This window comes from Streptomyces sp. NPDC043878, assembly GCF_056435735.1.
The window spans coordinates 36,840-61,410 of record NZ_JBWKDW010000033.1 but is presented as its reverse complement, the minus strand read 5'-3'; the positions used below and the strand labels follow the sequence as shown (position 1 = coordinate 61,410).

Sequence of the window (24,571 nt, the reverse complement as noted above, 5' to 3'; positions counted from 1 at the left end):
ACGAGGAGCCTCGTGGGCCTCGCGCTTCCCCCCAAACCCTCCGGCTCCCCCCCCTCCCCCCCCCCCCCCCCCCCCGCCACGGACACCACCACGAAGAGCGCCCCCTCGGCGGGCCAGGGCTCCGCGACGGACGAGCGGCCGTTCCGGATTGTCGCCGTCACCTCCTGTCCGACGGGCATCGCCCACACCTACATGGCGGCCGAGTCCCTGGAGAACGCGGGCCGTGAGGGCGGCGTCGAACTCGTCGTCGAGCCGCAGGGCTCAGCCGGTTTCACCCGGCTCGACCCCGCGGTCATCGCCGCCGCGGACGGCGTGATCTTCGCGCACGACGTGCCGGTACGGGAGAAGGAACGCTTCGCCGGCAAGCCGACCGTCGACGTCGGTGTGAAGGCGGGTATCAACCGGCCCGGCGAACTCATCACCGAGGTCCGCCAGAAGGCCGCGCGCGGCGAGGTCACGTCCGGCTCCGCGCCGTCGCCGGTCGAACGCGCCGGCGAGTCCGGTGAGGGCTACGGCACCAAGCTGCGCAAGTGGCTGATGTCCGGCGTCAGTTACATGGTCCCGTTCGTCGCCGCGGGCGGTCTGCTCATCGCCCTCGGTTTCGCGATCGGCGGCTACAAGATCAACAAGGCGCCGTCGGTCATGGACCACTTCATGTGGATGCAGGCCGACAGCTGGGGCGCGCTGTTCTTCCAGATCGGCGGCGTGGCCTTTGGGTTCCTCGTCCCCGTGCTCGCCGGCTACATCGCGTACGGCATGGCGGACCGGCCCGGTCTCGTGCCCGGCTTCGTCGGCGGGGCGATCTCCCTCACCATCAACGCCGGTTTCCTGGGCGGCCTAGCGGCCGGTCTGATCGCCGGTGGCGTGGTGATCGCGATCCAGAAGGTCAGGATCCCGGCGTCGCTGCGCGGCATCATGCCGGTGGTGGTGATCCCGCTGATCTCCTCGGCGATCGTCGGGTTCCTGATGTTCGTGGTGATCGGCAAGCCCATCGCCTCCGCCCAGAAGGGCATGACCGACTGGCTGAACGGCCTCACCGGCAGCAACGCCGTCCTGCTCGGCGCCCTCCTCGGCCTGATGATGTGCTTCGACCTCGGCGGCCCCGTCAACAAGGTCGCCTACACCTTCGCCACCGCCGGCATCGCGGTCGCGAGCCCCAGCGACTCCGCGATGAAGATCATGGCGGCCGTGATGGCGGCCGGCATGGTCCCGCCGCTGGCCATGGCCCTCGCGACGACCGTGCGCGGCCGGCTCTTCACCGAGACCGAACGCGAGAACGGCAAGGCCGCCTGGGTGCTGGGCGCCTCCTTCATCTCGGAGGGCGCGATCCCGTTCGCCGCGGCCGACCCGCTGCGGGTCATCCCCTCGGCGATGGTCGGCGGCGCGATCACCGGCTCCCTGTCGATGGCCTTCGGCGCCACCCTGCGCGCCCCGCACGGCGGCATCTTCGTGGTTCCGCTGATCGGCAACCCGTTCCTCTACCTGATCGCCATCGCGGCGGGCGTGTGCGTCTCGACGGCCCTGGTGGTCGTCCTGAAGGGCCTGCGCAAGCCGGCGGCCGGAACCACGACCGCGGACGCCGACGAGAGCGCGGAGACCACGGCGGCGCAGACGAAGCAGCCGATCGCCGCGTAGGCCACCCCGCCGTCGCCCGTCCCTTTGAGAACACTGTGGGGTGTTCACGGCACCTGCGAGATACGTCACGGTCCGGGGCCAAAGTCCCGGACCGTGGTGTCTACTGGAGCGCATGCCTGAGCACGTCTCCATCTACCAGTGGCTTGGTGTGAGCCTCCTGATCCTGGTGACCCTCGCCTGGACCTTCGGGCTGGCCCACATGCTGCGCCGCGGCCGTTTCGAGGCCGCCGTGCTGCGCGCCGGCGGCCACACCCCGTCCGCCTTCCCGCACCAGCGGCAGGCAGCTCCCCGCCGGGAGTACGTCGAACTGACCCGGGCTGAGGAAGACGCCTTCGCCGGTCTCGTACGACAACTCGGCGGCGGCGAGCGCTGAAGCGGGCGCCGGGCGCACGCCGAGTCAGTGGTTCGGGGTGAGGCCGAGGCGGCAGCGGGGTGGACGCCGGGTCGGTGGCCGGGCGGACGTCGGACTTGCGCTCGAACGATCGTCCAACGCCGCGTGCCGCAGCCGGGGATGCTCCGCCGGTGCCACGGCTCGTCCGTCAGGGTCCGCGCCGTCGTGAGGGGGCGTGCGGTGGTCAGGAGAGCTGGGCCGCGCGCCGTTCCATCGCCTCTCTCGCCGCGTCCTCGGAGACGTACACCTCGCACATGTGCCGTCCGTCGGGCGTCGCGGTGTGCTCGACCTCCCACAGGGAGATCTCCGTGCCGTCCCGCAGCAGGAACGCGTGCTCATAGAGCGAGAACGACAGCGCGGCACGCCCCGCGCGGCACGGGCGCCCGAACGCCTGGGTGATCTGGTGGGCGCACGCCGTGCTCAGCAGGGTCGCCGTGGCCGCGCCCGGACGGTCGTGGTTCTCCGCCCGGCGCAGAAGCCGGCGCGCGTGGTCCGCCGAGTCGTCCGGCACGTACGCGTGGCGGGGCGTGTGCACCGGCGACAACTGCACCGTCACCGGCAGCTCGAAGTCCGGCGCGTCCGGCGGGAGCGGCAGCCGGGCGGTGGCGGCGCGCAGCTCCTCCTCGTCGACGTACACCTCGTGCTGCGGGGCGCTGCCCGGCGCGGTGTTGTGGACGAGCTCCCACAGGGTGCGCGCCGAGCCGTCGGCGAGCAGCCAGGTGTGGCGGTACGTCTCACGGTGCAGCCCCGCGCTGTGGTGCGCGGAGTGCAGGGAGCTGTCGTGCGCGAGCGCGCAGTCCAGCTGTCGGATCGCCTCGTCGGGCAGCTCGAACGAGTTCAGGGTGCGACCCAGGAGCCGCGCGAGGTGCTCCTCCGGAGACTCCGGCGACTCGGGTGGTTCGTACGCTGCCGTCTCGTACGGAACGCTCAAGGTTTCTCCCGGCGTTGCTGCATGTCACCTTGTGAGTGCATACCGTAGCCCCTCGGTCGGACATCATGTCCGGGAACCGAGAAAACGTATGCCCGGAAAACGCCCGGGCCGCGCAGGAAGTTCCCACGCCGCCCGAGGATTCGTCAAAAGATGCCGGTCAGAGGGTACTTGGACGCGTCAGGGGGTTGTCCGTCCGCTCAGGACGCGCCCCCCGCGCGAGCCACTCGCTCCCGGAGGATGTTCCAGCCGTTGAGCCCGTTGTCCGGTGCCACGTTCCTGGCGGGGAGCTCCTGACGATCACCACGTCCCCCGACGACCGAGGTGTCGTAGAACCACTCGGCGGTCGTGTGGCCCCGCGCGCCCTCGACGCCGTCCAGGTCGATCCTCGTGGCGACCTCGGAGCGGGGGGTCAGCCGGGAGGTTCCCGGCCGTCCGCGTACAACTCCCCGTACGACGGCCACGATCCGCCCGGGCCGTCCACCGACTCGGCGGCTCGCACGGCGCGGACGACGGCGCGCGTGACCAGGTCCGCGCCCGCCGCGAGGATCTCGTTCAGCGCGAGCGGATGCTCGGCGAGCGGGCGCCCTCCCGTGGCCAACGCGAAGACGGTGTCGCCGTCATGGAGCAGATGCACCGGCCGTACGGCGCGCGCGATGCCGTCGTGCGCCGTACCGGCCAGCTTCTGGGCCTGTGCCTTGGACAGGTCCGCGTCCGTGACGACCACCGCCAACGTCGTGTTCAGCGGCAGGGGAGCGCCCTGGGCCGACACCTCCGCCAGACGCCGCCGCGCCGCCTCGTGGACGGCGGGGTCCGGACAGGTCACCCGACCCTGGAACAACTCTCCGTACAGGACGCCGGTTTCCGGTGCCGTCACCGATCCCGCCGCGTTGGCCACGACCAGCGCCGCCACAGTGATCCCCGAGTCGAGGACGGCGCTCGCGGTGCCGACGCCGCCCTTCATCGGGCCGACCGCGGCCCCCGTGCCGGCGCCCACGCAGCCTTCCTGAACGGGCGCGCCCGGTTCGGTCGCGGCGGCCGCCTCCACCGCGGCCCGGCCGGTGGCCGCGTCCGGCCTGGCCCGGAAGTCGCCGCCGCGCCCCAGGTCGAACACCGCGGCGGCGGGCACCACGGGCACGACCTGCGCCGGGTCCGGCCCGACGGGCACCCCGCGTCCCTGCTCCTCGAGCCAGGCCATCACCCCGGACGCCGCGTCGAGCCCGTACGCGCTGCCACCGGTCAGGACGACCGCGTCGATCCTCTGCACGAGGTTGCGCGGGTCGAGGGCGTCGGTCTCTTTCGTGCCGGGGCCTCCTCCGCGCACGTCCACCGCGGCCACGGCCCCACCCGGCGGAGCCAGGACGACCGTGGTGCCGGTCAGCCAACCGTCACCGGTCCGCGTCGCGTGCCCGACCCGCACGCCGGTGACGTCCGTCAATGCGTCAACTGTCATGGGGCCAGTGTCGTCCAGGGTGCGGCGCGCGGGGTGCGGCGCGCGGGGTGCGGCGCCTAGGGTCCGGCGTCCGGCGTCCGGCGTCCGGCGTTCGGGTCCGGTGTCCGGCGTCGGTGTCCGGAGTCCCGGCGTCCGGCGTCCAGCGCGGTACTCGGCGGTACGACGCGTAGGCGGGACGAGGCGAGGCGGGGCGGGGTGGCGCGGTTGCAGGGGGGACGCGGTCGGTCAGACCGCCGGTGCCGTCGCCGGGTTCTCCCCCTGGCCGCCCTTCTTCCCGCTCCCTCCGTTCTGTTCGTGCCTGCCGTTCCCTCTGTCGCCCCGGCCGGCCATGCGGGTGCTCAGGATCTCCCCGGCCGTCACCGCCGCGGCCGAGACCAGGCCGGCGCCGAGCACCGCCCAGTCGCCGAGGAAGGTGCAGCAGATCACCAGCAGGGCCGCCGTCGGCAGCACCGCCTGCTGGGCGATGCCCACTTTGAAGTAGCGCGAGTGCAGAGCCCAGACGCTGAGCAGGAACAGCGCGGTCGGCAGGGTCACCGCGGCCGCGGCCGCCAGGGTGGAGATGTGGGCCTTGCCGACGGCCTGCTCGACCGTCACCTCCAGGCCCGCGCCGATCGCCGCCGCCGAGGAGAAGACCAGGTAGTGGCCGTATCCCCACAGGAACGCGTCCTTGCTGGAGCGCAGATGGCCGTGGATGGGCACCACGAAGTAGATCCACCAGGCGGCGAAGATGACGAGCAGCCCACCCGCGGCGATCGGCAGCAGCTCGCCCAGGGCGTCGTTCTCGGCCACGCCCGCCTTCGCGGCGACGGTGGCCGCCGCGATCGTCTCGCCGAGCACGATGATCGTGAACAGGCCGTACCGCTCGGAGATGTGGTGCGGATGCCAGGAGGTCGCGAAGTCCTTCTCCGCGTACAGCGGCATCCACATCTCGAGGACCGCCATCACCAGGAACATCCAGGGCAGGGCGTTCTCGGGCAGGAACAGCAGCCCGGTCCAGCCGGCCTGACAGAGCAGCACGCCACCGGCGTACCGCAGGGCCGTCTTTCGTTCCGCGCCCTCGGCGGACCGTGCCGCACGCAGCCACTGGGCCGACATCGCCACTCGCATGATCACGTAGCCGGCCCAGACCACCAGGAAGTCGTGGGCCCGGAACGTCTCGGAGACGCCGGCCGCGAGAACCAGGACGCCGGCGATCTGCACCAGGGTGACGATCCGGTACAGCACGTCGTCGTTGTCGTAGGCCGAGGCGAACCAGGTGAAGTTCATCCACGCCCACCAGATGGCCCAGAAGACCATGGCGTAGTCGAGGATCCCCTCGCCCGCGTGCCCCGCGACGACGGCGTGCACCAGCTGAACACCCGCCTGGGCGATGGCCACGACGAAGCACAGGTCGAAGAAGAGTTCCAGCGGCGAGGAGACCCGGTGCGCCTCGTGCCGGCCACGGGCGGTGAGTCTGCGCACGGGACGGCGGCTTGCCGGCGTGTCCGCAGGCGGGGGCGGGGGCGTGGAGCTGGAGTTCATGAGGCCAAGCACAGCAGATGAACCGGCCGGGCTTCTCCCGCAGGGCCCCGTACCCTGGAGGCATGAGTAGCGTCCCCGACCCCGAGCCGCGTGAGCCGAAGGCCGAGCTGGTCTTCGACGACCCGCTGGACCAGCAGTCCTCGGACGACACCGACCGCGGATGGGGCGAGCGTCCCGGTACCTCCGGTGACAGCGCGGCCGACCTGAGGCGCTTCCTCGACGAGAAGCCGCCCCACCACATCTGAGGTCCGCGCATCCGGCGGGCCCGGGCCCGCCGGATGCCGCGCAGGGCCGCCGTTACCGCTCGTCGTAACCCGGGGCGCGCCGCTGCTGGGCGAGCAGCGTGTCGCGGATCTCCTTGAGCACCTCCAGCTCCGTCACCTCGATGACCTCGCGGGTGCCCTCCTTCGCCTTCCTGCGGGCCTCCAGCCGGGCCAGGTACTTCGCCATGGGCAGCACCATCAGGAAGTAGACGACGGCCGCGGTGATCAGGAAGGTGAGGGTGGCGCCGAGGACCGAACCCCACAGGAGCCGGATGCCCTTGTCGCCGGTGCACTTCGTGCTCAGGCATGAGCTGTAGCTGTCGAGGTTCTGCGTGCCGATCGCTCCGACCAGCGGGTTGATCAGGCCCTTCACCACCGAGTTGACGATGTTGGTGAACGCGGCGCCGATCACCACCGCCACCGCCAGATCGACGACGTTCCCGCGCATCAGGAAGGCCTTGAAGCCCTGCCAGACGCTCGGTTCCTGCTTCTCTCTCACCCCGGGGCCTCTCGTCGGATACACAGGTTGTGGAACAAACAGATCCGCAACCTACGTCAGGGCGAGACGGCCCTGTCCAATCGCACCCCTCCAACGAGGCGCTTGACCAACTGCCGCGGACGGTGGGTGAACCGGTGATCAGCACAGGGTCACCGCCAGGCGGGCCGTCGCACTCGCGCCGGCGAGGCGAGTCGCGGTGGAACGGGGCACCGACAGCACGACAAGCGCCCCGCCCTCGCTCGCGCCGTCCAAGAGCTCCGGCACCTTCGTCACCCGCGCCCCGCGCGCAACGAGCCACGCCTTGCCGCCGGCCACCTGTTCCTCGGCGGCGATGACGTCCACACGGTCACCGGGGCGCAGCAGCCGGACGGTGGCGCCGTCGGCGATCCGCACCGGCGCGGCCACCAGCCGGACGGCGCGGTGTTTCCATACCGGATCGGCCACCGGATGCCCGCGGGCCCGGTCGGCGTGCCCCGGGCCGGCGGCCACCAGCGCCGCCGCGGTCACCGCCAGTCCGGCCGCCACGGCCCGCCTCCGGTGCCGTACGAGCCGGCGCAGCTGGTACCGCCCGCCGCGCACGCGGACCGGGGCGAAGTGCGGCACCTCGCAGGTGGCGGGGGCGTCGGTGCCGAGCGGGCGGGGCGGCAGCGAGGAGAACGGGGGCGAGGAGGGTGTGAAGGACACGGGAGCACCACCTGTGGACGAGGGATCGGCTTGCCCTGCCACGATGAGGCCTCACGCCGCCGCCCGCCGGAACCGGTGGATCACCAGCCGGTTGTGGACAACTCCCTCACCCGAACGAGACGCTCCACAGCGGCGGCCCGGCGGCCCGCTACCGCAACGGGGCCGACCTGGACGCCCTGGACGCCCCCCACTCACGCACCCCTACGGCAGTTCGAACCCCGGATCCATCCCGCCCAGCGCCGACGTGCACGGGCAGTCCCGCTCGTCGTTCGTCGGCAGCGCGGCCACCGCGTCGAAGAGCACGCCTCGCAGGCGGTCGACGTTCGCCGCGAACACCCGCAGCACCTCGTCGTGCGAGACGCCCTCGCCGGTCTCCGCGCCCGCGTCGAGGTCGGTGACCAGGGTCAGCGAGGAGTAGCAGAGTTCGAGTTCCCGGGCGAGCGCCGCCTCGGGGTGGCCCGTCATGCCCACCACCGACCAGCCCTGCGCCTGGTGCCACAGCGATTCGGCGCGGGTCGAGAAGCGCGGTCCCTCGACCACGACGAGCGTGCCGCCGTCCACCGGCTCCCAGTCCCGCCCGCGGGCGGCCTTCAGCGCGGCCGCCCGCCCGACCGGGCAGTAGGGGTCGGCCAGGGACACGTGGACCACGTTGGGCACATGGCCGTCGGGCAGCGGCAGTCCGTCGAAGTACGTCTGGGCGCGGGACTTCGTACGGTCCACGAGCTGGTCCGGCACCAGCAGGGTGCCCGGCCCGTACTCGGGGCGCAGACCGCCCACCGCGCACGGGCCGAGGATCTGGCGTGCCCCGACCGAGCGCAGCGCCCACAGGTTCGCACGGTAGTTGATGCGGTGCGGCGGCAGGTGGTGGCCGCGTCCGTGCCGGGGCAGGAAGGCGACCCGGCGGCCGGCGATCTCGCCGAGGAAGAGGGAGTCGCTGGGTGGCCCGTAGGGGGTGTCCACCTGGATCTCGGTCACGTCGTCGAGGAACGAGTAGAAGCCGGAGCCGCCGATTACACCGATCTCTGCGTTCGCCATGACCAGCACACTAGCGGGCGCGGCGGCGCGGCCCGACGGGGCCCCGGAAACCCCGGAAGCCCTGCCGTCGTAGGACGGCAGGGTCTCCGCGAACCGTTCGGGATGCCGGTGCTGCGCGGCGGTGCCGCGGCCGGTGCTACGCGGCGGAGCTGCTGGACGAGCTGCCGGTGCTCGACGACTTCGACTTCGAGTCCGAGGACGCCGACGAGGTCGAGGACGGCTTCGACTCCGAGGACGAGGACTTCGCGTCGGAGGACGCCGACTTCGAGGACGAGGCCGGCGCGCTGCTCGACGAGGAGCCGCGGCTGTCGTTGCGGTAGAAGCCGGAGCCCTTGAAGACAATGCCGACCGCGGAGAACACCTTCTTCAGGCGGCCACCGCAGTTGGGGCAGTCGGTCAGGGCGTCATCGGTGAACTTCTGCACCGCCTCGAGGCCCTCGCCGCATTCGGTGCACTGGTACTGATAGGTGGGCACTGTCTTCCTCCTGGCACTCTCACTCGATGAGTGCTAACGACGGTCCATAGTGACGTATTCCGAAGGATCAGTCCACTGCCACCGGCACGCGGTGACCGACGCCACGCGCGACGGTACGGCTGCGGGGCGGTGCGGCGAGGCGCGACCGCAGGGCCAGCAGGGTGACGAGGGCCAGGAGTGTTCCGCCCATCGGCACCAGGAACCCGGCGCCGCCCCAGAAGCGGTCCTCCAGTTGCCCGGCGACGGTGACGGCGGCCGCCTGGCCGAGGGCGACGGCTCCGGTCAGCCAGGTGAACGCCTCGGTGCGGGCACCCGCCGGAACCAGGCTGTCGACCAGCGTGTAGCCGGTGATCAGGGACGGCGCGACGCACATGCCGACGAGCAGGCCGAGGCCGGCCAGGACGGGCACGGAGTGCGCGGCCCACAGGCCGGAGGCGGTCAGCGCGAGGGCGGCGTACCCGATGACGAGGCGCCGCCGGGGTGCGGCCTTCCACGCGACGGCGCCGCAGACGACGCCGGAGAGCATGTTGCCCGCGGCGAAGACGCCGTACAGGACGCCGTTCAGGCCGGGCTCGCCGATCGACTCGGTGAACGCGGCGAGCGAGACCTGCATGCCGCCGAAGACGGAACCGATGCCCAGGAAGGTCACGATCAGGACGCGCACGCCGGGCACCCGCAGGGCGGAACCGTGCCGCACGCGCGCGTGCCCCGAGGCGGCGACCTCGGGCTGGGTGCTCTTCTGCGCGGCGAACAGCAGGCCGCCCAGCAGCGTCAGCGACGCCTCCGTCAGCAGGCCGGCGGCCGGGTGGAAAGCCGTGCACAGGGCGGTGGCGAGCAGGGGGCCGAAGACGAAGGTCAGCTCGTCCGTGACGGACTCGAAGGCCGCCGCGGTGCTCCGCAGGGGCGAGCCCTGGAGCCGTACACCCCAGCGGGCGCGCACCATGGGGCCGACCTGGGGCACCGAGGCGCCCGTGGGCACGGCCGCGGCGAACACGGCCCACAGCGGGGCGTGGGTCAGCGCGAGGGCGGTCAGGCCCAGGCCCGACAGCGTGTGCACCAGGACGCCCGGGAGCAGGACCGCGCGCTGCCCGTAGCGGTCCGCGAGACGGCCGCTGTAGGGGGCGAACACGGCCATGGAGACGCCGGTGACGGCCGCCGCGGCGCCGGCCGCGCCGTAGGAGCCGGTGGTGTGCTGCACCAGCAGCACGATGGAGATGGTGAGCATCGCGAAGGGCTGTCGTGCCGCGAAGCCGGGGAGCAGGAACGTCCAGACGCCGCGGGTGCGCAGCAGCTGTCCGTAGCCGGGGCGGGAGGTGACCGTGGATGCCACGGCCCGTGCCTTTCTGCCGCCTGGTAGCGCGGCCCCCCTGGTGGGCGACGGCGCCGAGAGCTGTCCTCTTGCGCGGACTGCGGTAGATGCCGGAGCTCCTGCGGAGTACGTCTCGGCCGCCATACGGTCGCGCCAGCTCTGCGTCAGGCAGAGTTGGTCCGATCAGAATGCGCCTTCAGTGTACAGCGGCCGGGGTCCGGCGTGCCTGTGAAAACGAGCACCACGGGCGCGTCAACCTGCGATTGCCGGGGGTGTGAACCGTAGGAAACACATCCTTAACGGCGCGGGCGCCGGCCGGACCGGCGCGGGCCGGCGCTCCTTCACGGGCAAACGTTGCCTGCCACGGCGCTAGCGTCTCGCCCCGGGGGGGCCCGTCTCCCCGGTGTCGCCCAGCCAGCCGGCGAGCTTGCCGCCGTGGCCCACCGCGCGCAGGCGCCGTTCGGCCGCGTCGCGGACGGGGTCGGTGGTGACCACGAGCAGTTCGTCCCCGCGGCGCAGCACGGTCGCCGGCAGCGGCACGAACGATGTGCCGTCGCGTACGACGAGGGTGACCGCGGCCCCGGCCGGCAGGCGCAGCTCGTTGACCTCGACGCCGTGCATCTTGGACCCCTCGGGGATCGCGACGGACAGCAGGTGGCCGCGCAGCCGCTCCAGGGGCGCCGACTCGACGCCGAGGTCGGCGGCCTCCGGGTCCCCGCCCAGGCGCAGTGTGCGGGCCAGCCACGGCAGCGTCGGCCCCTGGATCAGCGTGTAGACGACGACCAGCACGAAGACGATGTTGAAGATGCGGCCGCTGGCGTCGACGCCCTGCACCATCGGGATGGTGGCGAGGATGATGGGCACGGCGCCGCGCAGCCCGGCCCAGGACATGAGGACCTGCTCCTGCCAGGGCACCCGGAACGGTGTCAGGCACAGCACGATGCTCAGGGGGCGCGCGACCATCGTCAGCACCAGCCCGACGAGCAGTGCGGGCAGCACGTCGTCGCCCAGCTCGTGCGGGGTGACCAGCAGGCCGAGCAGGACGAACATGCCGATCTGCGCGATCCAGCCGAGCCCGTCGGCGAACCCGCGGGTGGCGGGCCAGTGCGGCAGCTTGGCGTTGCCCATGACCATCGAGGCGAGGTAGACGGCCAGGAATCCACTGCCGTGCGCGAGGGCGCCCGCCGCGTAGGCGGTGACCGCGATGGCCATCACGGCGATCGGGTAGAGGCCGGAGGCGGGCAGCGCCACATGCCTGAGCCCCCAGGAGCCCAGCCAGCCCACCGCGAGGCCGAGGGCGGCGCCGATGGCGAGTTCCAGCGCTATCTCGCCGATGAGCACGTACCAGTGCTCGACCGGGCCGGCCGTGGAGAAGGCGACCACCAGGATGACCACGGGGGCGTCGTTGAAGCCGGACTCGGCCTCCAGCATGCCCGTCACGCGCGCGGGCAGGGGGATCTTCCGCAGCACGGAGAACACCGCCGCCGCGTCCGTCGAGGACACCACCGCCCCGATGATGAGCGCCTGGCGCCACTCGAGGTCGATCAGGTAGTGCGCGGCCGTCGCGGTGACGCCGACGCTCACCGCGACCCCGGCCAGCGCCAGGGCGGTCGCGGCCGGGAGGGCCGGCCGGATCTCCTTCCACTTCGTGCCGAGGCCGCCCTCGGCCAGGATCACGACGAGGGCCGCGTATCCGATGACCTGGGTCAGTTCGGCGCTGTCGAAGTGGATGTCGCCGACGCCGTCCTGGCCCATGGCGATGCCGATGCCCAGGTAGACGAGCAGGCTGGGGAGTCCGCTGCGCGAGGAGATCCGGACCGCTGCCACGGCGACGAGCAGGACGAGCGAGCAGACGAGCAGAAGCTGGTTGAGGTGGTGGACAGTCAGCGGCCGTTCCCTTCCCTGGCCCCCGCGCAGCGCCCGGGAGCTCACGTACATCCGACACGAGACCGATGGGCCACGCATCCAAGTACTTCGTTACCTTACCTAACTCTTGACGATTTCTTGACACTTCTCGAGGTGAGATCGAACGCCCGTCCGCGCCGGTTCCCCACTCCGCGTCAAGTCGCGCCGGGCCCTGCGCCTATGGTTGCTCCAGCGCTCAGTCAAAAGCACAGCCCGCCCTGCCGCTCGCGTTAGGACAGCAAGGACAGCGATGCCCCCCAACACCACCGCCTCATCGGGTCAGCAGCCCGGCAAGTCCGGCAGGAAGAAGGGGCGCAAAGCCCGTTTGTTCGTCCTTGTCCTCGTACTGGCCATCATCGGCGGCCTGGTCTACGGCGCCTACTGGTCCATCAGTACCGTTCGCGCGTCGTTCCCGCAGACCAAGGGTTCGATAACGCTGGAGGGACTGTCGGGGCCCGTCGACGTCAAGCGGGACGGCTACGGCATCCCGCAGGTCTACGCCTCCTCCGACGAGGACCTGTTCATGGCGCAGGGCTACGTCCAGGCGCAGGACCGGTTCTACGAGATGGACGTGCGCCGGCACATGACCTCCGGGCGCCTGTCGGAGATGTTCGGCAAGGGCCAGGTCGAGAACGACGAGTTCCTGCGCACCCTGGGCTGGGACCGGGTCGCGAAGAAGGAGTACGACAGCACGCTGTCGGCCTCCACGAAGAAGTACCTCCAGGCGTACGCCAAGGGTGTCAACGCGTACCTGAAGGGCAAGGACGGCAAGGACATCTCCCTGGAGTACGCCGCCCTCGGGTTCACCAACGACTACAAGCCGCAGGAGTGGACCCCGGTCGACTCGGTGTCCTGGCTGAAGGCGATGGCCTGGGACCTGCGCGGCAACATGCAGGACGAGATCGACCGGGCGCTGATGACCAGCCGGCTGGGCCACAAGCAGATCGACGACCTGTACCCGCAGTACCCGTACAGCCGTAACGCGGCGATCGTCCAGGAGGGCCAGTACGACGCCCTCACCAAGACGTTCCGGCAGAACGGCGCCGCGTCCACCGGTGAGACGTCCACCGGCGCCACCGCGGGCACGTCCACCGGCTCCGGCGCCTCGGCCCTGCAGAGCCAGCTGTCGGGCCTGTACGACGTGCTGGACAACGTCCCCGCGGCCGTCGGCGTGAACGGCAACGGCATCGGTTCCAACTCCTGGGTCGTCGCCGGGAAGTACACCATCACCGGCAAGCCGCTGCTGGCCAACGACCCGCACCTGGCGGCCTCGCTGCCGTCCGTCTGGTACCAGATGGGCCTGCACTGCCGGACGGTCTCCCGCACGTGCCAGTACGACGTCACCGGCTACACCTTCGCGGGCATGCCCGGTGTGGTCATCGGCCACAACCAGGACATCGGCTGGGGCATGACCAACTCCGGGGTCGACGTCACCGACCTCTACCTGGAGAAGCTCAGCGGCGGCGGCTACCTGTACGACGGCAAGGTGCTGCCGTTCACCTCGCGCGAGGAGACCATCAAGGTCGCCGGCGGGGCGTCCAAGAAGATCGTCGTCCGTACGACCAACAACGGGCCGCTGCTGTCCGACCGCGACGACGAACTCGTGAAGGTCGGCAAGAAGGCCACCGTCGACACCGCGGCACCCGACCGCGGCGACGGCTACGGCATCGCCCTGAAGTGGACCGCGCTGGAGGCGGGCACCTCCATGGACGCCGTCTTCGCGATGGACAGGGCGGCCGGCTGGAGCGACTTCCGGGCGGCGGCCGGGCTGTTCGACGTGCCCTCGCAGAACCTGGTGTACGCGGACACCGACAACCACATCGGCTACACGCTGCCCGGACGCATCCCCAAGCGCGCGGAGGGCGTCGACGGCTCCATCCCGGCGCCCGGCTGGGACTCCAAGTACGCCTGGACCGGCTACATCGACCAGGACGAACTGCCCTACGAGTTCGACCCGAAGCGCGGGTACATCGTCACCGCCAACCAGGCCGTGGTCGACAAGGACGCGTACCCGTACACGCTCACCACGGACTGGGGTTACGGCACCCGCAGCCAGCGGATCACCGACCTGATCAAGCAGAAGATCGACGGCGGCGGCAAGATCTCCACCGACGACATGCGGCAGATGCAGCTCGACAACAGCAGTGAGATCGCCAAGCTGCTCGTGCCCAAGCTGCTGAAGATCGACATCCCCGACAAGGACGTCCGCGAGGCGCAGAAGCTCCTGGAGGGCTGGGACTACACCCAGGACGCCGACTCGGCGGCGGCGGCCTACTTCAACTCGGTCTGGCGCAACATCCTCAAGCTCGCCTTCGGCCACAAGCTGCCCAAGGAGGTGCGGGTCAAGGGCCAGTGCCTGTGGGTCGACCCGGTCAACACCACCGGGCCCGTCGACGACACCAAGAAGGTCCGCGAGTGCGGCCAGCGCGACGCCGACCAGGCGCAGCCCGACGGCGGCGACCGCTGGTTCGAGGTCGTGCGCAAGCTGATGGACGACCAGAGCAGCGACTGGTGGACGACGCCCGCGGCGGGTGCCCGCGACGGAGCGGACCACAACCGCGACGACCTGTTCAAGCGCGCGATGATCGACGCCCGCTGGGAGCTGACCGCCAAGCTCGGCAAGGACATCGACACCTGGAGCTGGGGCCGGCTGCACCGCCTGTTCCTGAAGAACCAGACCCTGGGCACCGAGGGCCCGTCCTTCCTCAAGTACATCCTCAACCGCGGCCCGTGGCGGCTCGGCGGCGGCGAGGCGGCGGTCGACGCGACCGGCTGGAACGCGGCCGGCGGCTACGGCGTGGTGTGGGTGCCGTCCATGCGGATGGTGGTGAACCTCGCCGACCTCGACAAGTCGAAGTGGATCAACCTGACCGGCGCCTCCGGGCACGCCTTCAGCGCCCACTACACCGACCAGACCGGCAAGTGGGTCAAGGGCGAGCTGCTGGACTGGTCCTTCTCGGACAAGGCGGTCGAGGGCGGCACGAGTGACTCGCTGGTCCTGAAACCGTGAACCGGCCGTGAGGCGGGGCCCGCACGCGCGCGTGCGGGCCCCGTCCGCGGTCCCGGCACCGCCCCGGCGCCCGGCGCGTCAGACGCCGAACCGGCGCACGCCGGACGGCGTCACCACCGCGTGCACCGCCCGGTCGTGCGGCTCGGCGGGAACGCGCGCGACCACCTCCACGTCGTACAGCAGTACCACCAGCGCAGGACGGGCGTGCGCGCGCTCCAGGCGGGCGAGGACCCGGTCGTACGATCCTCCGCCGCGTCCCAGGCGCATGCCGCGCGCGTCGACCGCCAGGCCGGGCAGCAGGACCACGTCGGCGGTGGACACGGCGTCCGGGCCCAGGCGCTCGTCGGCCGGCTCGAACAGGGTCATCCGTCCGCCGTGCCGCACGCGCGCGAGGGAGTCCTCCCCGGCGTAGGCGCCCCAGTCCAGGTCGTTGTCGCTCAGCAGGACGGGCAGCAGGACGCGTACCCCCCGCGCGCGCAGCGCGTCCAGCAGCGGGAGGGTGCCGGGCTCGCTCCCGACGGAGACGTACGCCGCCACCGTGCGCGCCTCCGCCAGCTCGGGCAGCTCCAGCGCCCGGGCGGCCAGCGCGGTGGCCGTCTCCCGTACGACATCCCCCGTCAACCTGTTCCTCACTGTGAGGAACTCCCGCCGCAACATTCGCTTGTCAGGCTCGGCCGGACGTCCGGTGTCGGTCACCTTCGCTCCCATACCCTGTCCAATATGTTCATATGACAGATAATTAACCGGACCTGCAGATTCCTTGCAAACGCACCGGATAAGGTTGCGCGCATGACCCAGTCGCACACCAGGATCAGCAAGGCTGTCATCCCCGCAGCAGGTCTCGGCACCCGGTTCCTGCCGGCCACCAAGGCCACTCCCAAGGAGATGCTGCCGGTCGTCGACAAGCCGGCGATCCAGTACGTGGTCGAAGAAGCCGTGTCCGCCGGCCTCGACGACGTCCTCATGATCACGGGCCGCAACAAGCGCCCCCTGGAGGACCACTTCGACCGCAACTACGAACTGGAGTCGGCCCTCCAGAAGAAGGGCGACGCGAAACGGCTCGCGAAGGTCCAGGAGTCCAGCGACCTGGCGACCATGCACTACGTCCGGCAGGGCGACCCCAGGGGGCTGGGTCACGCCGTCCTGTGCGCGGCCCCGCACGTCGGCCACGAGCCCTTCGCCGTCCTGCTCGGCGACGACCTGATCGACCCGCGCGACCCGTTGCTCGCGCGCATGGTCGAGGTGCGGGAGCGGCACGGCGGCAGCGTCGTCGCCCTCATGGAGGTCGCGCCGGAGCAGATCCACCTCTACGGAAGCGCGGCCGTCGAGCCCACCGAGGACGGCGACGTCGTCAAGGTGACCGGCCTGGTCGAGAAGCCGGACGCGGCGGACGCGCCGTCGAACTACGCGATCATCGGCCGCTACGTGCTCGACCCGGCCGTCTTCGGGATACTGCGCACCACCGAGCCCGGCCGCGGCGGCGAGATCCAGCTCACCGACGCCCTCCAGCAGCTCGCCGAGGACGAGAAGGTCGGCGGCCCCGTGCACGGCGTCGTCTTCAAGGGCCGCCGCTATGACACCGGCGACCGTGGCGACTACCTGCGTGCCATTGTCAGACTCGCATGCGAACGTGAAGACCTGGGCCCGGACTTCCGCGCCTGGCTTCGCAGTTACGTAGCCGAGGAGATGTAGCCACGTTGAGCAGCGCCGCGCCCCGCACCACCGGCCAGCACCACCTGTGGTCGGTGGACGAACACCTGGAGGACATCCTCGCCACCGTCCGCCCCCTGGACCCCATCGAGCTGCAACTGCTCGACGCCCAGGGCTGTGTCCTGGTGGAGGACGTCACCGTGCCGGTGTCCCTGCCGCCGTTCGACAACAGCTCGATGGACGGGTACGCGGTTCGGGTGGCGGACGTCGCGGGCGCGAGCGGGGAGTTCCCCGCCGTCCTGGAGGTCGTCGGGGACGTCGCGGCGGGCGAGTCGCAGCTGCTCCACGTGGGGCCCGGCCAGAGCGCCCGCATCATGACCGGCGCCCCGCTGCCGCCCGGCGCCGAGGCCGTCGTCCCCGTGGAGTGGACCGACGGGGGCCTCGGCGAGGGCCCCGTCACCGGGATGCGGGCCCGCAGCCTGGCGCCCGAGGGAGCGGCCGGACACGTCCACGTGTACCGGCCGGCCGAGGAGCGCGCGCACGTGCGCGCGCAGGGCAGCGACGTGCGGGCCGGCGACCGCGCCCTGGAGGCGGGCACCGTCCTCGGCCCGTCACAGATCGCCCTGCTCGCCGCGATCGGCCGCGGCACCGCCCGCGTCCGCCCGCGTCCGCGCGTGGTCGTCATGTCCACCGGCAGCGAACTCCTGCCGCCGGGCGAGGAACTGGGCAGCGGCCAGATCTACGACTCCAACAGCTTCGCCCTCACCGCCGCCGCCCGCGACGCCGGGGCCATCGCCTACCGCGTCGGTGCCGTCGCCGACGACGCCGAGACCCTCCGGTCCACCATCGACGACCAGCTCGTCCGGGCCGACCTCGTGGTCACCACGGGCGGCGTGAGCGTCGGCGCGTACGACGTCGTCAAGGAAGCACTGGCATCCACCGGCGACGAGGACGAGGCCGGCGGCGGCGTCGACTTCCGCCGGCTCGCCATGCAGCCCGGCAAGCCGCAGGGCTTCGGCACGATCGGCCCCGACCACACGCCGCTGCTGGCCCTCCCCGGCAACCCGGTGTCGTCGTACGTCTCCTTCGAGCTGTTCGTGCGCCCCGCCATCCGCACCCTCATGGGACTCCCCGACGTCCACCGGCCGGCGGTGCGGGCGACGCTGGCCGCGGACAGGGCCCTGACCTCTCCGAAGGGACGCCGGCAGTTCCTGCGCGGCACGCACACCGACGGGACCGTGCGCCCGGTCGGCGGTGCCGGCTCCCACCTGGTGGCGGCCCTCGCGCACGCCGACGCGCTGATCGTCGTCCCCGAGGACGTCGAGACCGTCGAGCCCGGCACCGAGGTCGAGGTGATCCTGCTCGGCTGAGCCGCGCGCGCCGCCCGGGGCACACCCCGCGCGCGTGCCGCTCCGCCGGGAGCGCGGAAGTCCCACGCCGGCGGGTGTCCCGCTCCGCGGGGGCGCGGGAGGTCCCCGGGGACCTCCTCCGCTGAAGCCGCCTGCTTGGAGGTACCGTGTCGCGCACAGCAGGCCCGCGCGCCGCACCGCGGCGGGCCCGGACCGGGAGCGCCACACACCATGACCGTGCCTTCCCGGGGGGACACCCCCGGACCAGACGTGCAGGACCGACTGACACACATCGACGAGGCGGGCGCCGCCCGCATGGTCGACGTCTCGGAGAAGGACGTGACCGCGCGCACCGCCCGCGCCAGCGGACGCGTCCTGGTCTCGCCCCGCGTGGTCGAGCTGCTGCGCGGTGAGGGCGTCCCCAAGGGCGACGCCCTGGCCACCGCGCGGATCGCGGGCATCATGGGCGCCAAGCGCACCCCGGATCTGATCCCGCTGTGCCACCCGTTGTCGGTGTCGGGTGTGAAACTGGACCTGGCGGTCGCCGACGACGCCGTGGAGATCCTCGCCACGGTGCGCACGACGGACCGCACGGGTGTCGAGATGGAGGCCCTCACCGCGGTCTCCGTCGCCGCGCTCACGGTGATCGACATGGTCAAGGCGGTCGACAAGGGAGCGGTCATCACGGACGTTCGGGTGGAGGAGAAGACGGGCGGCAAGTCGGGCGACTGGAGCCGGACATGAGCGCCGGGCCCTACCGCGCGCTGGTCGTGACCGCCTCCAACCGCGCCGCCGCCGGGGTGTACGAGGACAGGGGCGGCCCGCTCGTCGTCGCCGGCCTCGAAAGCCTCGGCTTCGCGGTCGACGGGCCGCGGGTCGTCCCCGACGGCGACCCCGTGGCGGCCGCCCTGCGGGCCGGTGTGGAGGCCGGCTACGACGTCGTGCTCACCACCGGCGGCACCGGGATCTCCCCCACCGACCGCACCCCCGAGGCGACTCGCGGGGTGATCGACCACGAGGTCCCGGGCATCGCCGAGGCCATCAGGGCGTACGGGCGGGACAAGGTGCCGACCGCGGCGCTCTCCCGCGGACTCGCCGGAGTGGCCGGGCGGACGCTGATCGTCAACCTGCCGGGTTCCACCGGCGGGGTGAAGGACGGACTCGCCGTCCTGGAGCCCCTGCTGGCGCACGCCGTCGCCCAGATCCGCGGCGGGGACCACCCCAGACCCGGCGCCGGTCACGGGGGTGCGAGCTGAACAGCCCATCGTGGCCCGTCGTGCTCGCGGACGGCGACGTCGTCCTGCGGCCGATAAAGGCGCGCGACCAGCGGGTGTGGCGCGAGGTCAACCGGCGCAACCGGGACTGGCTGCGCCCCTGGGAGGCGACCATCCCGCCGCCCACGCCGAGCGGGCCCGTCGCGCACCGGCCGACGTACCGTCAGATGGTCAGGCACCTGCGGGCCGAGGCGAACGCGGGGCGGATGCTGCCGTTCGTCATCGAGTACCAGGGGCGGCTGGTCGGGCAGTTGACGGTCGCCGGCATCACCTGGGGCTCGATGTGCTCGGGGCACGTCGGCTACTGGGTGGACCAGTCGGTGGCCGGCCGCGGGGTGATGCCGACAGCCGTGGCGCTCGTGGTCGACCACTGTTTCCGGACCGTGGGCCTGCACCGCATCGAGGTCTGTATTCGCCCGGAGAACACGCCCAGCCGCCGGGTCGTGGAAAAACTCGGATTCCGCGAGGAGGGGCTCAGGCCGCGTTATCTCCACATCGACGGCGCCTGGCGCGACCACCTCGTCTTCGCGCTCACCGCGGAGGAGGTGCCGGACGGTCTGCTGCGGCGCTGGCAGCGGGCACGCTCGCAGAACACCCCGCACGACACGTCCCGCCCGGGAAATTGAATAAGTGTTCGAAAATGATCGGCGGATGACCGCGTTGGGGCATTGAATTCGCGTCCACAGCGGCCTGCTGATCGCATCGGTCACAAAAAAAGCTCGAAATATCAGCCAGATCGTGCGACACACCGGCTCAATTGGCGGATGGCCTCACGTGAATCCCTCTACCGTGTGAGGCGTGAGCAGCAGCGGCCTCATCTACGCAGTCATTGTCGGGGCCTGGGCCGCCTACTTGGTGCCGATGTGGCTCCGTAGGCAGGACGAGCTGAACGAGGCCCGTCCGACGGAACGCTTCAGCACAGCCATCCGGTTGCTGTCCGGACGGGCCGGGATGGAGCGCCGATACGCCAAGGACCTGCGGGCGCGCTCCACCGACGAGGCGGAGCCCAGCGCCGTGGAGCCGGAACCGCCCACCGATTCGGTGGACGTCCGGGCCTTCGCCATGCCTCCGGCCCGCCCGCAGTCCCAGGCCGGCCCGCAGCCGAAGGCCACCGGCCGGACGGAAGCGGCCCGTGAACCGGCGCGCGAGCAGGTCCGGGAACAGGTCAGGGAACCCGCGCGGGAAGCGGTCCGCGAGCAGGGCCGGGAAGGCGCCCGGGAACCGGGGCGCGCACCGGCGGCCGCGTCCGCGGCCGAAAAGGACGCCGCACGGGCCCGCAAGCGCGTCCCCGTCGCACGGCGTGCCGCGTCGGACGCCGGAGCCGAGGCGGCCGCAGCACGCGCCCGGCGCACGAAGGTGCTCGCGCGCCGCCGACGCACCACGGTGATGCTCTTCATCGCCTTCACCCTCGGCGCGATCGTCGCCGCCGTCGGAGGACTCGCGTTCCTGTGGGCACCCGGCGTGCCCGCCGTGTTCCTCAGCGGCTACATCGCCTACCTCCGCTCGCAGGAACACCGCCGTTTCGCCTACCAGATGGACCGGCGTCAGGCGGAGGTCGCCGCGCAGCGGCTGCGGGAGCGCGCCCGCCAGCCGCGTCGGCGGGGCGCCGTGGACACCGGCGCCGAGTCGGTCGGGCCGGAGGACGGCTCCGAGCCCGAGGCCGAGTCCGGGCTGTCGGCGCTCGCCGCGGACCGGCGGGCGCTGGTCGAGCAGACCGACCACGCGGAGTGGGTCGACCAGCAGCGTGAGCGGCAGCGCCGGCCGGGGCACGGCGACAGCTGGGAGCCGGTGCCGGTACCCCTGCCGACGTACGTGACCGCGCCGGTCGCCCCGCGCGCCACCAGTGACGTCGACCTGGGCGCGCCGGACGCCTGGAGCTCCGCGCGGTCCAGTTCGGTGCCGTCGGAGCAGGAGGCGGACTCCGGTGCGCGGGCCGGCGCGGCGGGGGAGCCCTCGTCCGACGAGGACGACGCGACCGCCCCCGACGAGCGGAGCGACGCCCGCCGCGCCGCGTCCGCCCGCCGTGCGCGGGAGCGCGGACGCACCCCGCTCTTCGACCAGTACGAGGACGGCGAGCGGCCCCGGGCCGCCAACGAATAGACGCCCGGCGGGGGGTCCGGGCCGTGGTCATGACCAGCCAGGAACGGATTTCCGAGCATCAGGACCGGGATGCTAGAGTTTTACTCGTTGCAAGGGCCTGTGGCGCAGTCCGGTAGCGCACCTCGTTCGCATCGAGGGGGCCAGGGGTTCGAATCCCCTCAGGTCCACGCATCATGAAGGCCCGTTCCCCTCCGGGGGGACGGGCCTTCTGCCATGGGCGCGGTCAGGTCCTGCTCCGGGTGATCACCCACCCGCCGTGGACCCGGTCGCCGAGGGTGGCGGGGCCGCCGTCCAGGCAGACGGACTATTCAGAGGGAGAGAACTCCCTTCCGGTGCCGTAGCCCCAGGCCCGCCGCCCCCACCGCCGGGACCACCGCGAGGACCGCGCACGCCCCCGCCGCCGATCCCACCGCCGCCCACGGCATCCGCACCGCCGACCGCACACCCAGCAGCTCCAGCGCGCCCCACAGGCCGAGCAGTTCGAGCCCGGCCACCACGACACCCAGCACGGGTGGCCCACTCCTCGTTGACGACGATCGAGTCGTCGTCGAGGTCGGCGACCCGGCCGGACGTCACCGGCAGCCGTGCGGTGGCCGCGAGTGCCCGGGGATCCACCGCGCGGGCCTCGGACGTGACGAGGGCGACACCGTCCTCCAGGACGTGGACCGCGCTCGTCGCGCTCACCCCGACCTCGGTGCCGGGCACCGCCCGAAGGCGCCGTACGGTCGCCGCGTCGAGGCCGTCCGAGCCGGTGGCCGCCCTCACCACGAGGTCGGCCGTCGTCCGCCGGTCCAGCTCGGCGGCCTTCGCCGCGCCCAGGGTGGCGCCGGCGCCCAGGAGCGAGCCCGTCAGGGCGACCGTGACCAGCACCGGAGCCGCCACGGCGGCCATGCGGTGCGTGCCCGCGCCCGCGCGGAGCAGCATGCCGCCCCCGCCCGGCAGCCGGGCGGGCAGCCAGGTGATCAGCCGCGTCAGCGGGCGCACCAGGGCGGGGGAGAGCAGGGCGGCCGCGGAGATCAGCAGCATCGGCCGGCTGACCCAGGTCTTGCGGTGCAGCAGCTCGCCCGGCTCGCCCAGCAGCGTCAGGGCGAGCGTGACGGCCGCCACCACGAGCAGGGCCGCGCCGCACAGCAGGCGCCCCGGGGTGAGCGTCCCGCTGTCGGCGGACGCCTCGCGCAGCGCCTCGGCGGGCCTCGTCCGGCCGGCCCGCCAGGACGCGGTGGCCGCCCCCGCCAACGCCACGAACAGGCCGGTCCAGAAAGCCACTTGGTACGGCCAGACGTGGTCGCCGATCGTGAACCAGGCCGGTGCCAGACCTCCGGCGACGACCCGCGCGGCGAGGTGCGGGGCGGCGTACCCGCCGAGGGCGCAGCCCGCCGCCGAGGCGAGGACTCCGACGACCAGCGCCTCCGTGAGGACGGTCCGGCGTATCTGGCCCGGGGTGGCGCCCGCCGTGCGCAGCAGTCCGAACTCACGGCGCCGCCGGGACACCACCAACGCGAAGGTGGACGCCACCACGAACACCGACACGAACCCCGTGATCCCGCCCGCCGTGCCGAACAGGGCGTTCAGCGCAGTGAGTTCCTCGGCCTCCCGGTCGGGATCCGGGTCCGCGCGGCGCCGTGCGCCGCCGGTCAGGACCTCGGCTTCGCCGCCCACCACCCGCCGTACGGCCGAGGCGTCCGCGTCCACCACCAACTGCGTGACTGTGGGAGACAGTTGTGCGGCACGGTGGTCGGTGAAGAAGACGGCGTCCTCGAAGTCCGGGCCGCGCAGCGTGCCGACCACCCGCACGGTGCCGGAGCCGGTCCTCACCCGCCGGCCCACGGCCGTCCAGTCGCCGGTGGCCACCACCTCGTCGGCGGCATCGGGCGCCCGCCCGGCGCCCAGCTCGTACCGGGCGAACACGGCGGTGGGCCAGGGGTGGCCCACCAGACCGTCCGGGCCGCCCTCGGCCCGTACCGGGAACGAGCGGTCCCGGGTGACCTCGCCGAGGCGCCGCAGCGCGGCGAGCGTGTGCTCCGGTACGGCGTACGGACGGGCCAGCCTCCGGGTGCGGACGCCGTTCCGGGTCGGCACGCGCAGGGTGTCCTGCCCCCGCACGACGACCGGGGCCCCGGCGAACCGCTCCGGCCCGCGCGCCGGGGCGTCGAGCGTGGAGGCGAGGGCCAGCCCCATCATCGCCGACAGGGCGACGCCCAGCGAGAGCGCGACGAAGCTGCCGGTGAAGGTGGCCCAGCGGGAGCGCAGTCCGCGCAGGGCGAGGCTCAACACGACGTCACCTCTCCCGGGTTCGGGCCGGCTCCCGCGCCCGCTGCGGCAGTCGGCGCGGCGGCCCGGCGCGAGGCCCCAACCGCCCCCCACCCCGCCGTCCGCGCGGCGATCTCACCGGCCGACGCCCCCGCCAGCTCCCCGTGCACCCGGCCGTCGACGAGAAGGACCACGCGGTCCGCGTACGACGCGGCCACCGGGTCGTGCGTCACCATCACGACCGTACGGCCGCCGGTGTCGGCCATGTCCCGCAGCAGGGCCAGCACTTCGCGCCCCGTCGCCGCGTCGAGCGCGCCGGTCGGCTCGTCCCCGAACAGCACCTCGGGGCGGGTGATCAGCGCCCGGGCCAGCGCGACGCGCTGCTGCTCACCGCCGGACAGCCGGCCGGGCAGGTGGCCGGCCCGGCCGTCGAGGCCGACCCGGCGCAGCGCCTCGCGGACCCGGTCCTTCGGCGGCCGGCGGCCGGCCAGACGCAGCGGCAGCGCCACGTTCTGCGCGGCGGTCAGGGACGGCAGCAGGTTGTACGCCTGGAACACGAAGCCGATCCGCTCGCGCCGCAGCAGTGTCAGCCGCCGCTCGCCCAGTTCCGTCAGCTCCGTGTCGCCGAGCCGGACGGAGCCCGCGTCCGGCCGGTCGAGCCCGGCGGCGCACTGGAGCAGGGTCGACTTGCCGGAACCCGACGGGCCCATGACGGCGGTGAAGGAGCCCCGGCCGAAGGCCAGCGAGACCCCGTCGAGGGCGGTCACCCGGCCGCCGCCGGACCTGAACCACCTGCTCACCGAGTCCAGCGCGATCGCGTCACCGCCCACGGGCCTCCGC

At 72.5% G+C, this 24,571-nt stretch carries 22 protein-coding genes and 1 tRNA gene; 11 read left to right on the top strand and 12 right to left on the bottom strand.

The features are described 5' to 3' along the window. Positions 1-1,635, top strand: a 1,635-nt coding sequence (locus tag AC07AZ_RS33955; RefSeq protein WP_478854587.1) for a PTS fructose transporter subunit IIC, incomplete at its 5' end; no start/stop codon positions are given. A gap of 112 nt (positions 1,636-1,747) precedes the next feature. Next, positions 1,748-2,008 (top strand): hypothetical protein, encoded by a 261-nt coding sequence (locus AC07AZ_RS33950; RefSeq protein WP_478854586.1) that lies wholly within the window; start codon positions 1,748-1,750, stop codon positions 2,006-2,008. A gap of 202 nt (positions 2,009-2,210) precedes the next feature. Here the strand turns inward: AC07AZ_RS33950 and AC07AZ_RS33945 are convergent, their stop codons facing one another. The 3 genes from AC07AZ_RS33945 to AC07AZ_RS33935 all read right to left on the bottom strand — a co-directional run bounded on the left by AC07AZ_RS33945 (position 2,211) and on the right by AC07AZ_RS33935 (position 5,928). Then, positions 2,211-2,957, bottom strand: coding sequence for a DUF6227 family protein (locus AC07AZ_RS33945; RefSeq protein WP_478854585.1), 747 nt, complete (start codon positions 2,955-2,957; stop codon positions 2,211-2,213). Positions 2,958-3,366: 409 nt separating this feature from the next. Next, a complete protein-coding gene (locus AC07AZ_RS33940; RefSeq protein ID WP_478854584.1) occupies positions 3,367-4,407 on the bottom strand; it encodes a P1 family peptidase in 1,041 nt (346 codons plus the stop codon). 225 nt (positions 4,408-4,632) lie between these two features. Next, on the bottom strand, positions 4,633-5,928 hold the full coding sequence (locus AC07AZ_RS33935) for a low temperature requirement protein A (RefSeq protein WP_478854583.1): 1,296 nt from the start codon (positions 5,926-5,928) through the stop codon (positions 4,633-4,635). 62 nt (positions 5,929-5,990) lie between these two features. Here AC07AZ_RS33935 and AC07AZ_RS33930 point away from each other — a divergent pair, with 62 nt between their 5' ends. Further along, on the top strand, positions 5,991-6,173 hold the full coding sequence (locus AC07AZ_RS33930) for a hypothetical protein (protein WP_478854582.1): 183 nt from the start codon (positions 5,991-5,993) through the stop codon (positions 6,171-6,173). A 52-nt stretch (positions 6,174-6,225) separates the two neighbouring features. Here AC07AZ_RS33930 and mscL read toward each other — a convergent pair whose 3' ends face one another. From mscL to AC07AZ_RS33900, 6 genes are all read right to left on the bottom strand, one after another. Next, entirely contained in the window at positions 6,226-6,690 is a 465-nt protein-coding gene (mscL, locus tag AC07AZ_RS33925; protein WP_478854581.1) for a large conductance mechanosensitive channel protein MscL, read from the bottom strand. 138 nt (positions 6,691-6,828) lie between these two features. Beyond that, positions 6,829-7,374 carry a hypothetical protein gene (locus AC07AZ_RS33920; protein WP_478854580.1) on the bottom strand — a complete coding sequence of 182 codons (546 nt, stop codon included), beginning with the start codon at positions 7,372-7,374 and terminating at the stop codon, positions 6,829-6,831. Between the two features lie 201 nt (positions 7,375-7,575). Beyond that, the gene (locus AC07AZ_RS33915) at positions 7,576-8,409 is read right to left on the bottom strand and encodes an S-methyl-5'-thioadenosine phosphorylase (protein ID WP_478854579.1); all 834 of its coding nucleotides are present in this window, start codon (positions 8,407-8,409) and stop codon (positions 7,576-7,578) included. Between the two features lie 136 nt (positions 8,410-8,545). Next, positions 8,546-8,884, bottom strand: coding sequence for an FmdB family zinc ribbon protein (locus AC07AZ_RS33910; RefSeq protein WP_478854578.1), 339 nt, complete (start codon positions 8,882-8,884; stop codon positions 8,546-8,548). A 67-nt stretch (positions 8,885-8,951) separates the two neighbouring features. Continuing rightward, a complete protein-coding gene (locus AC07AZ_RS33905) occupies positions 8,952-10,214 on the bottom strand; it encodes an MFS transporter (protein WP_478854577.1) in 1,263 nt (420 codons plus the stop codon). Between the two features lie 348 nt (positions 10,215-10,562). Next, a complete protein-coding gene (locus AC07AZ_RS33900) occupies positions 10,563-12,131 on the bottom strand; it encodes a potassium/proton antiporter (protein ID WP_478854576.1) in 1,569 nt (522 codons plus the stop codon). A gap of 217 nt (positions 12,132-12,348) precedes the next feature. Here AC07AZ_RS33900 and AC07AZ_RS33895 point away from each other — a divergent pair, with 217 nt between their 5' ends. After that, entirely contained in the window at positions 12,349-15,108 is a 2,760-nt protein-coding gene (locus AC07AZ_RS33895) for a penicillin acylase family protein (RefSeq protein WP_478854575.1), read from the top strand. 78 nt (positions 15,109-15,186) lie between these two features. Here AC07AZ_RS33895 and AC07AZ_RS33890 read toward each other — a convergent pair whose 3' ends face one another. Further along, positions 15,187-15,816, bottom strand: coding sequence for a 5-formyltetrahydrofolate cyclo-ligase (locus AC07AZ_RS33890; protein WP_478854574.1), 630 nt, complete (start codon positions 15,814-15,816; stop codon positions 15,187-15,189). A gap of 81 nt (positions 15,817-15,897) precedes the next feature. On the opposite strand from AC07AZ_RS33890, the gene galU reads away from it, so the two are divergent. The 7 genes from galU (at position 15,898) to AC07AZ_RS33855 (ending at position 21,648) form a co-directional block, all read left to right on the top strand. Next, positions 15,898-16,800, top strand: a complete 903-nt coding sequence (gene galU, locus AC07AZ_RS33885) for a UTP--glucose-1-phosphate uridylyltransferase GalU (RefSeq protein ID WP_478854573.1) — start codon at positions 15,898-15,900, stop codon at positions 16,798-16,800. A 5-nt stretch (positions 16,801-16,805) separates the two neighbouring features. Then, positions 16,806-18,128 carry a molybdotransferase-like divisome protein Glp gene (gene glp / locus AC07AZ_RS33880; RefSeq protein ID WP_478854572.1) on the top strand — a complete coding sequence of 441 codons (1,323 nt, stop codon included), beginning with the start codon at positions 16,806-16,808 and terminating at the stop codon, positions 18,126-18,128. A gap of 210 nt (positions 18,129-18,338) precedes the next feature. Then, complete coding sequence (gene moaC, locus AC07AZ_RS33875; RefSeq protein ID WP_478854571.1) at positions 18,339-18,851, top strand: cyclic pyranopterin monophosphate synthase MoaC; 513 nt, start codon at positions 18,339-18,341, stop codon at positions 18,849-18,851. After that, on the top strand, positions 18,848-19,363 hold the full coding sequence (locus tag AC07AZ_RS33870; protein ID WP_478854570.1) for a MogA/MoaB family molybdenum cofactor biosynthesis protein: 516 nt from the start codon (positions 18,848-18,850) through the stop codon (positions 19,361-19,363). The genes moaC and AC07AZ_RS33870 overlap by 4 nt, the downstream gene beginning before the upstream one ends. A gap of 20 nt (positions 19,364-19,383) precedes the next feature. Then, positions 19,384-20,007 carry a GNAT family N-acetyltransferase gene (locus AC07AZ_RS33865; protein WP_478854569.1) on the top strand — a complete coding sequence of 208 codons (624 nt, stop codon included), beginning with the start codon at positions 19,384-19,386 and terminating at the stop codon, positions 20,005-20,007. 172 nt (positions 20,008-20,179) lie between these two features. Next, on the top strand, positions 20,180-21,481 hold the full coding sequence (locus AC07AZ_RS33860; RefSeq protein ID WP_478854568.1) for a hypothetical protein: 1,302 nt from the start codon (positions 20,180-20,182) through the stop codon (positions 21,479-21,481). Positions 21,482-21,574: 93 nt separating this feature from the next. Beyond that, positions 21,575-21,648: transfer RNA gene (locus AC07AZ_RS33855), tRNA-Ala, on the top strand. 76 nt (positions 21,649-21,724) lie between these two features. Here AC07AZ_RS33855 and AC07AZ_RS33850 read toward each other — a convergent pair. After that, positions 21,725-23,755, bottom strand: a complete 2,031-nt coding sequence (locus AC07AZ_RS33850) for an ABC transporter permease (RefSeq protein WP_478854567.1) — start codon at positions 23,753-23,755, stop codon at positions 21,725-21,727. After that, positions 23,749-24,561, bottom strand: a complete 813-nt coding sequence (locus tag AC07AZ_RS33845) for an ABC transporter ATP-binding protein (RefSeq protein WP_478854566.1) — start codon at positions 24,559-24,561, stop codon at positions 23,749-23,751. Before AC07AZ_RS33845 ends, AC07AZ_RS33850 begins: the two co-directional genes overlap by 7 nt. Between the last annotated feature and the right edge of the window lie 10 nt (positions 24,562-24,571).

Excerpts from the sequence above, each read along its gene's own strand:
- AC07AZ_RS33950 (WP_478854586.1), top strand. The coding sequence starts at position 1,748 with ATGCCTGAGCACGTCTCCATCTACCAGTGGCTTGGTGTGAGCCTCCTG.
- AC07AZ_RS33890 (WP_478854574.1), bottom strand. The coding sequence starts at position 15,816 with ATGGGAGCGAAGGTGACCGACACCGGACGTCCGGCCGAGCCTGACAAG.
- AC07AZ_RS33915 (WP_478854579.1), bottom strand. The coding sequence starts at position 8,409 with ATGGCGAACGCAGAGATCGGTGTAATCGGCGGCTCCGGCTTCTACTCG.
- AC07AZ_RS33870 (WP_478854570.1), top strand. The coding sequence starts at position 18,848 with ATGAGCGCCGGGCCCTACCGCGCGCTGGTCGTGACCGCCTCCAACCGC.
- galU (WP_478854573.1), top strand. The coding sequence starts at position 15,898 with ATGACCCAGTCGCACACCAGGATCAGCAAGGCTGTCATCCCCGCAGCA.
- AC07AZ_RS33930 (WP_478854582.1), top strand. The coding sequence starts at position 5,991 with ATGAGTAGCGTCCCCGACCCCGAGCCGCGTGAGCCGAAGGCCGAGCTG.
- AC07AZ_RS33940 (WP_478854584.1), bottom strand. The coding sequence starts at position 4,407 with ATGACAGTTGACGCATTGACGGACGTCACCGGCGTGCGGGTCGGGCAC.
- AC07AZ_RS33900 (WP_478854576.1), bottom strand. The coding sequence starts at position 12,131 with ATGTACGTGAGCTCCCGGGCGCTGCGCGGGGGCCAGGGAAGGGAACGG.
- AC07AZ_RS33935 (WP_478854583.1), bottom strand. The coding sequence starts at position 5,928 with ATGAACTCCAGCTCCACGCCCCCGCCCCCGCCTGCGGACACGCCGGCA.
- moaC (WP_478854571.1), top strand. The coding sequence starts at position 18,339 with ATGACCGTGCCTTCCCGGGGGGACACCCCCGGACCAGACGTGCAGGAC.
- AC07AZ_RS33895 (WP_478854575.1), top strand. The coding sequence starts at position 12,349 with ATGCCCCCCAACACCACCGCCTCATCGGGTCAGCAGCCCGGCAAGTCC.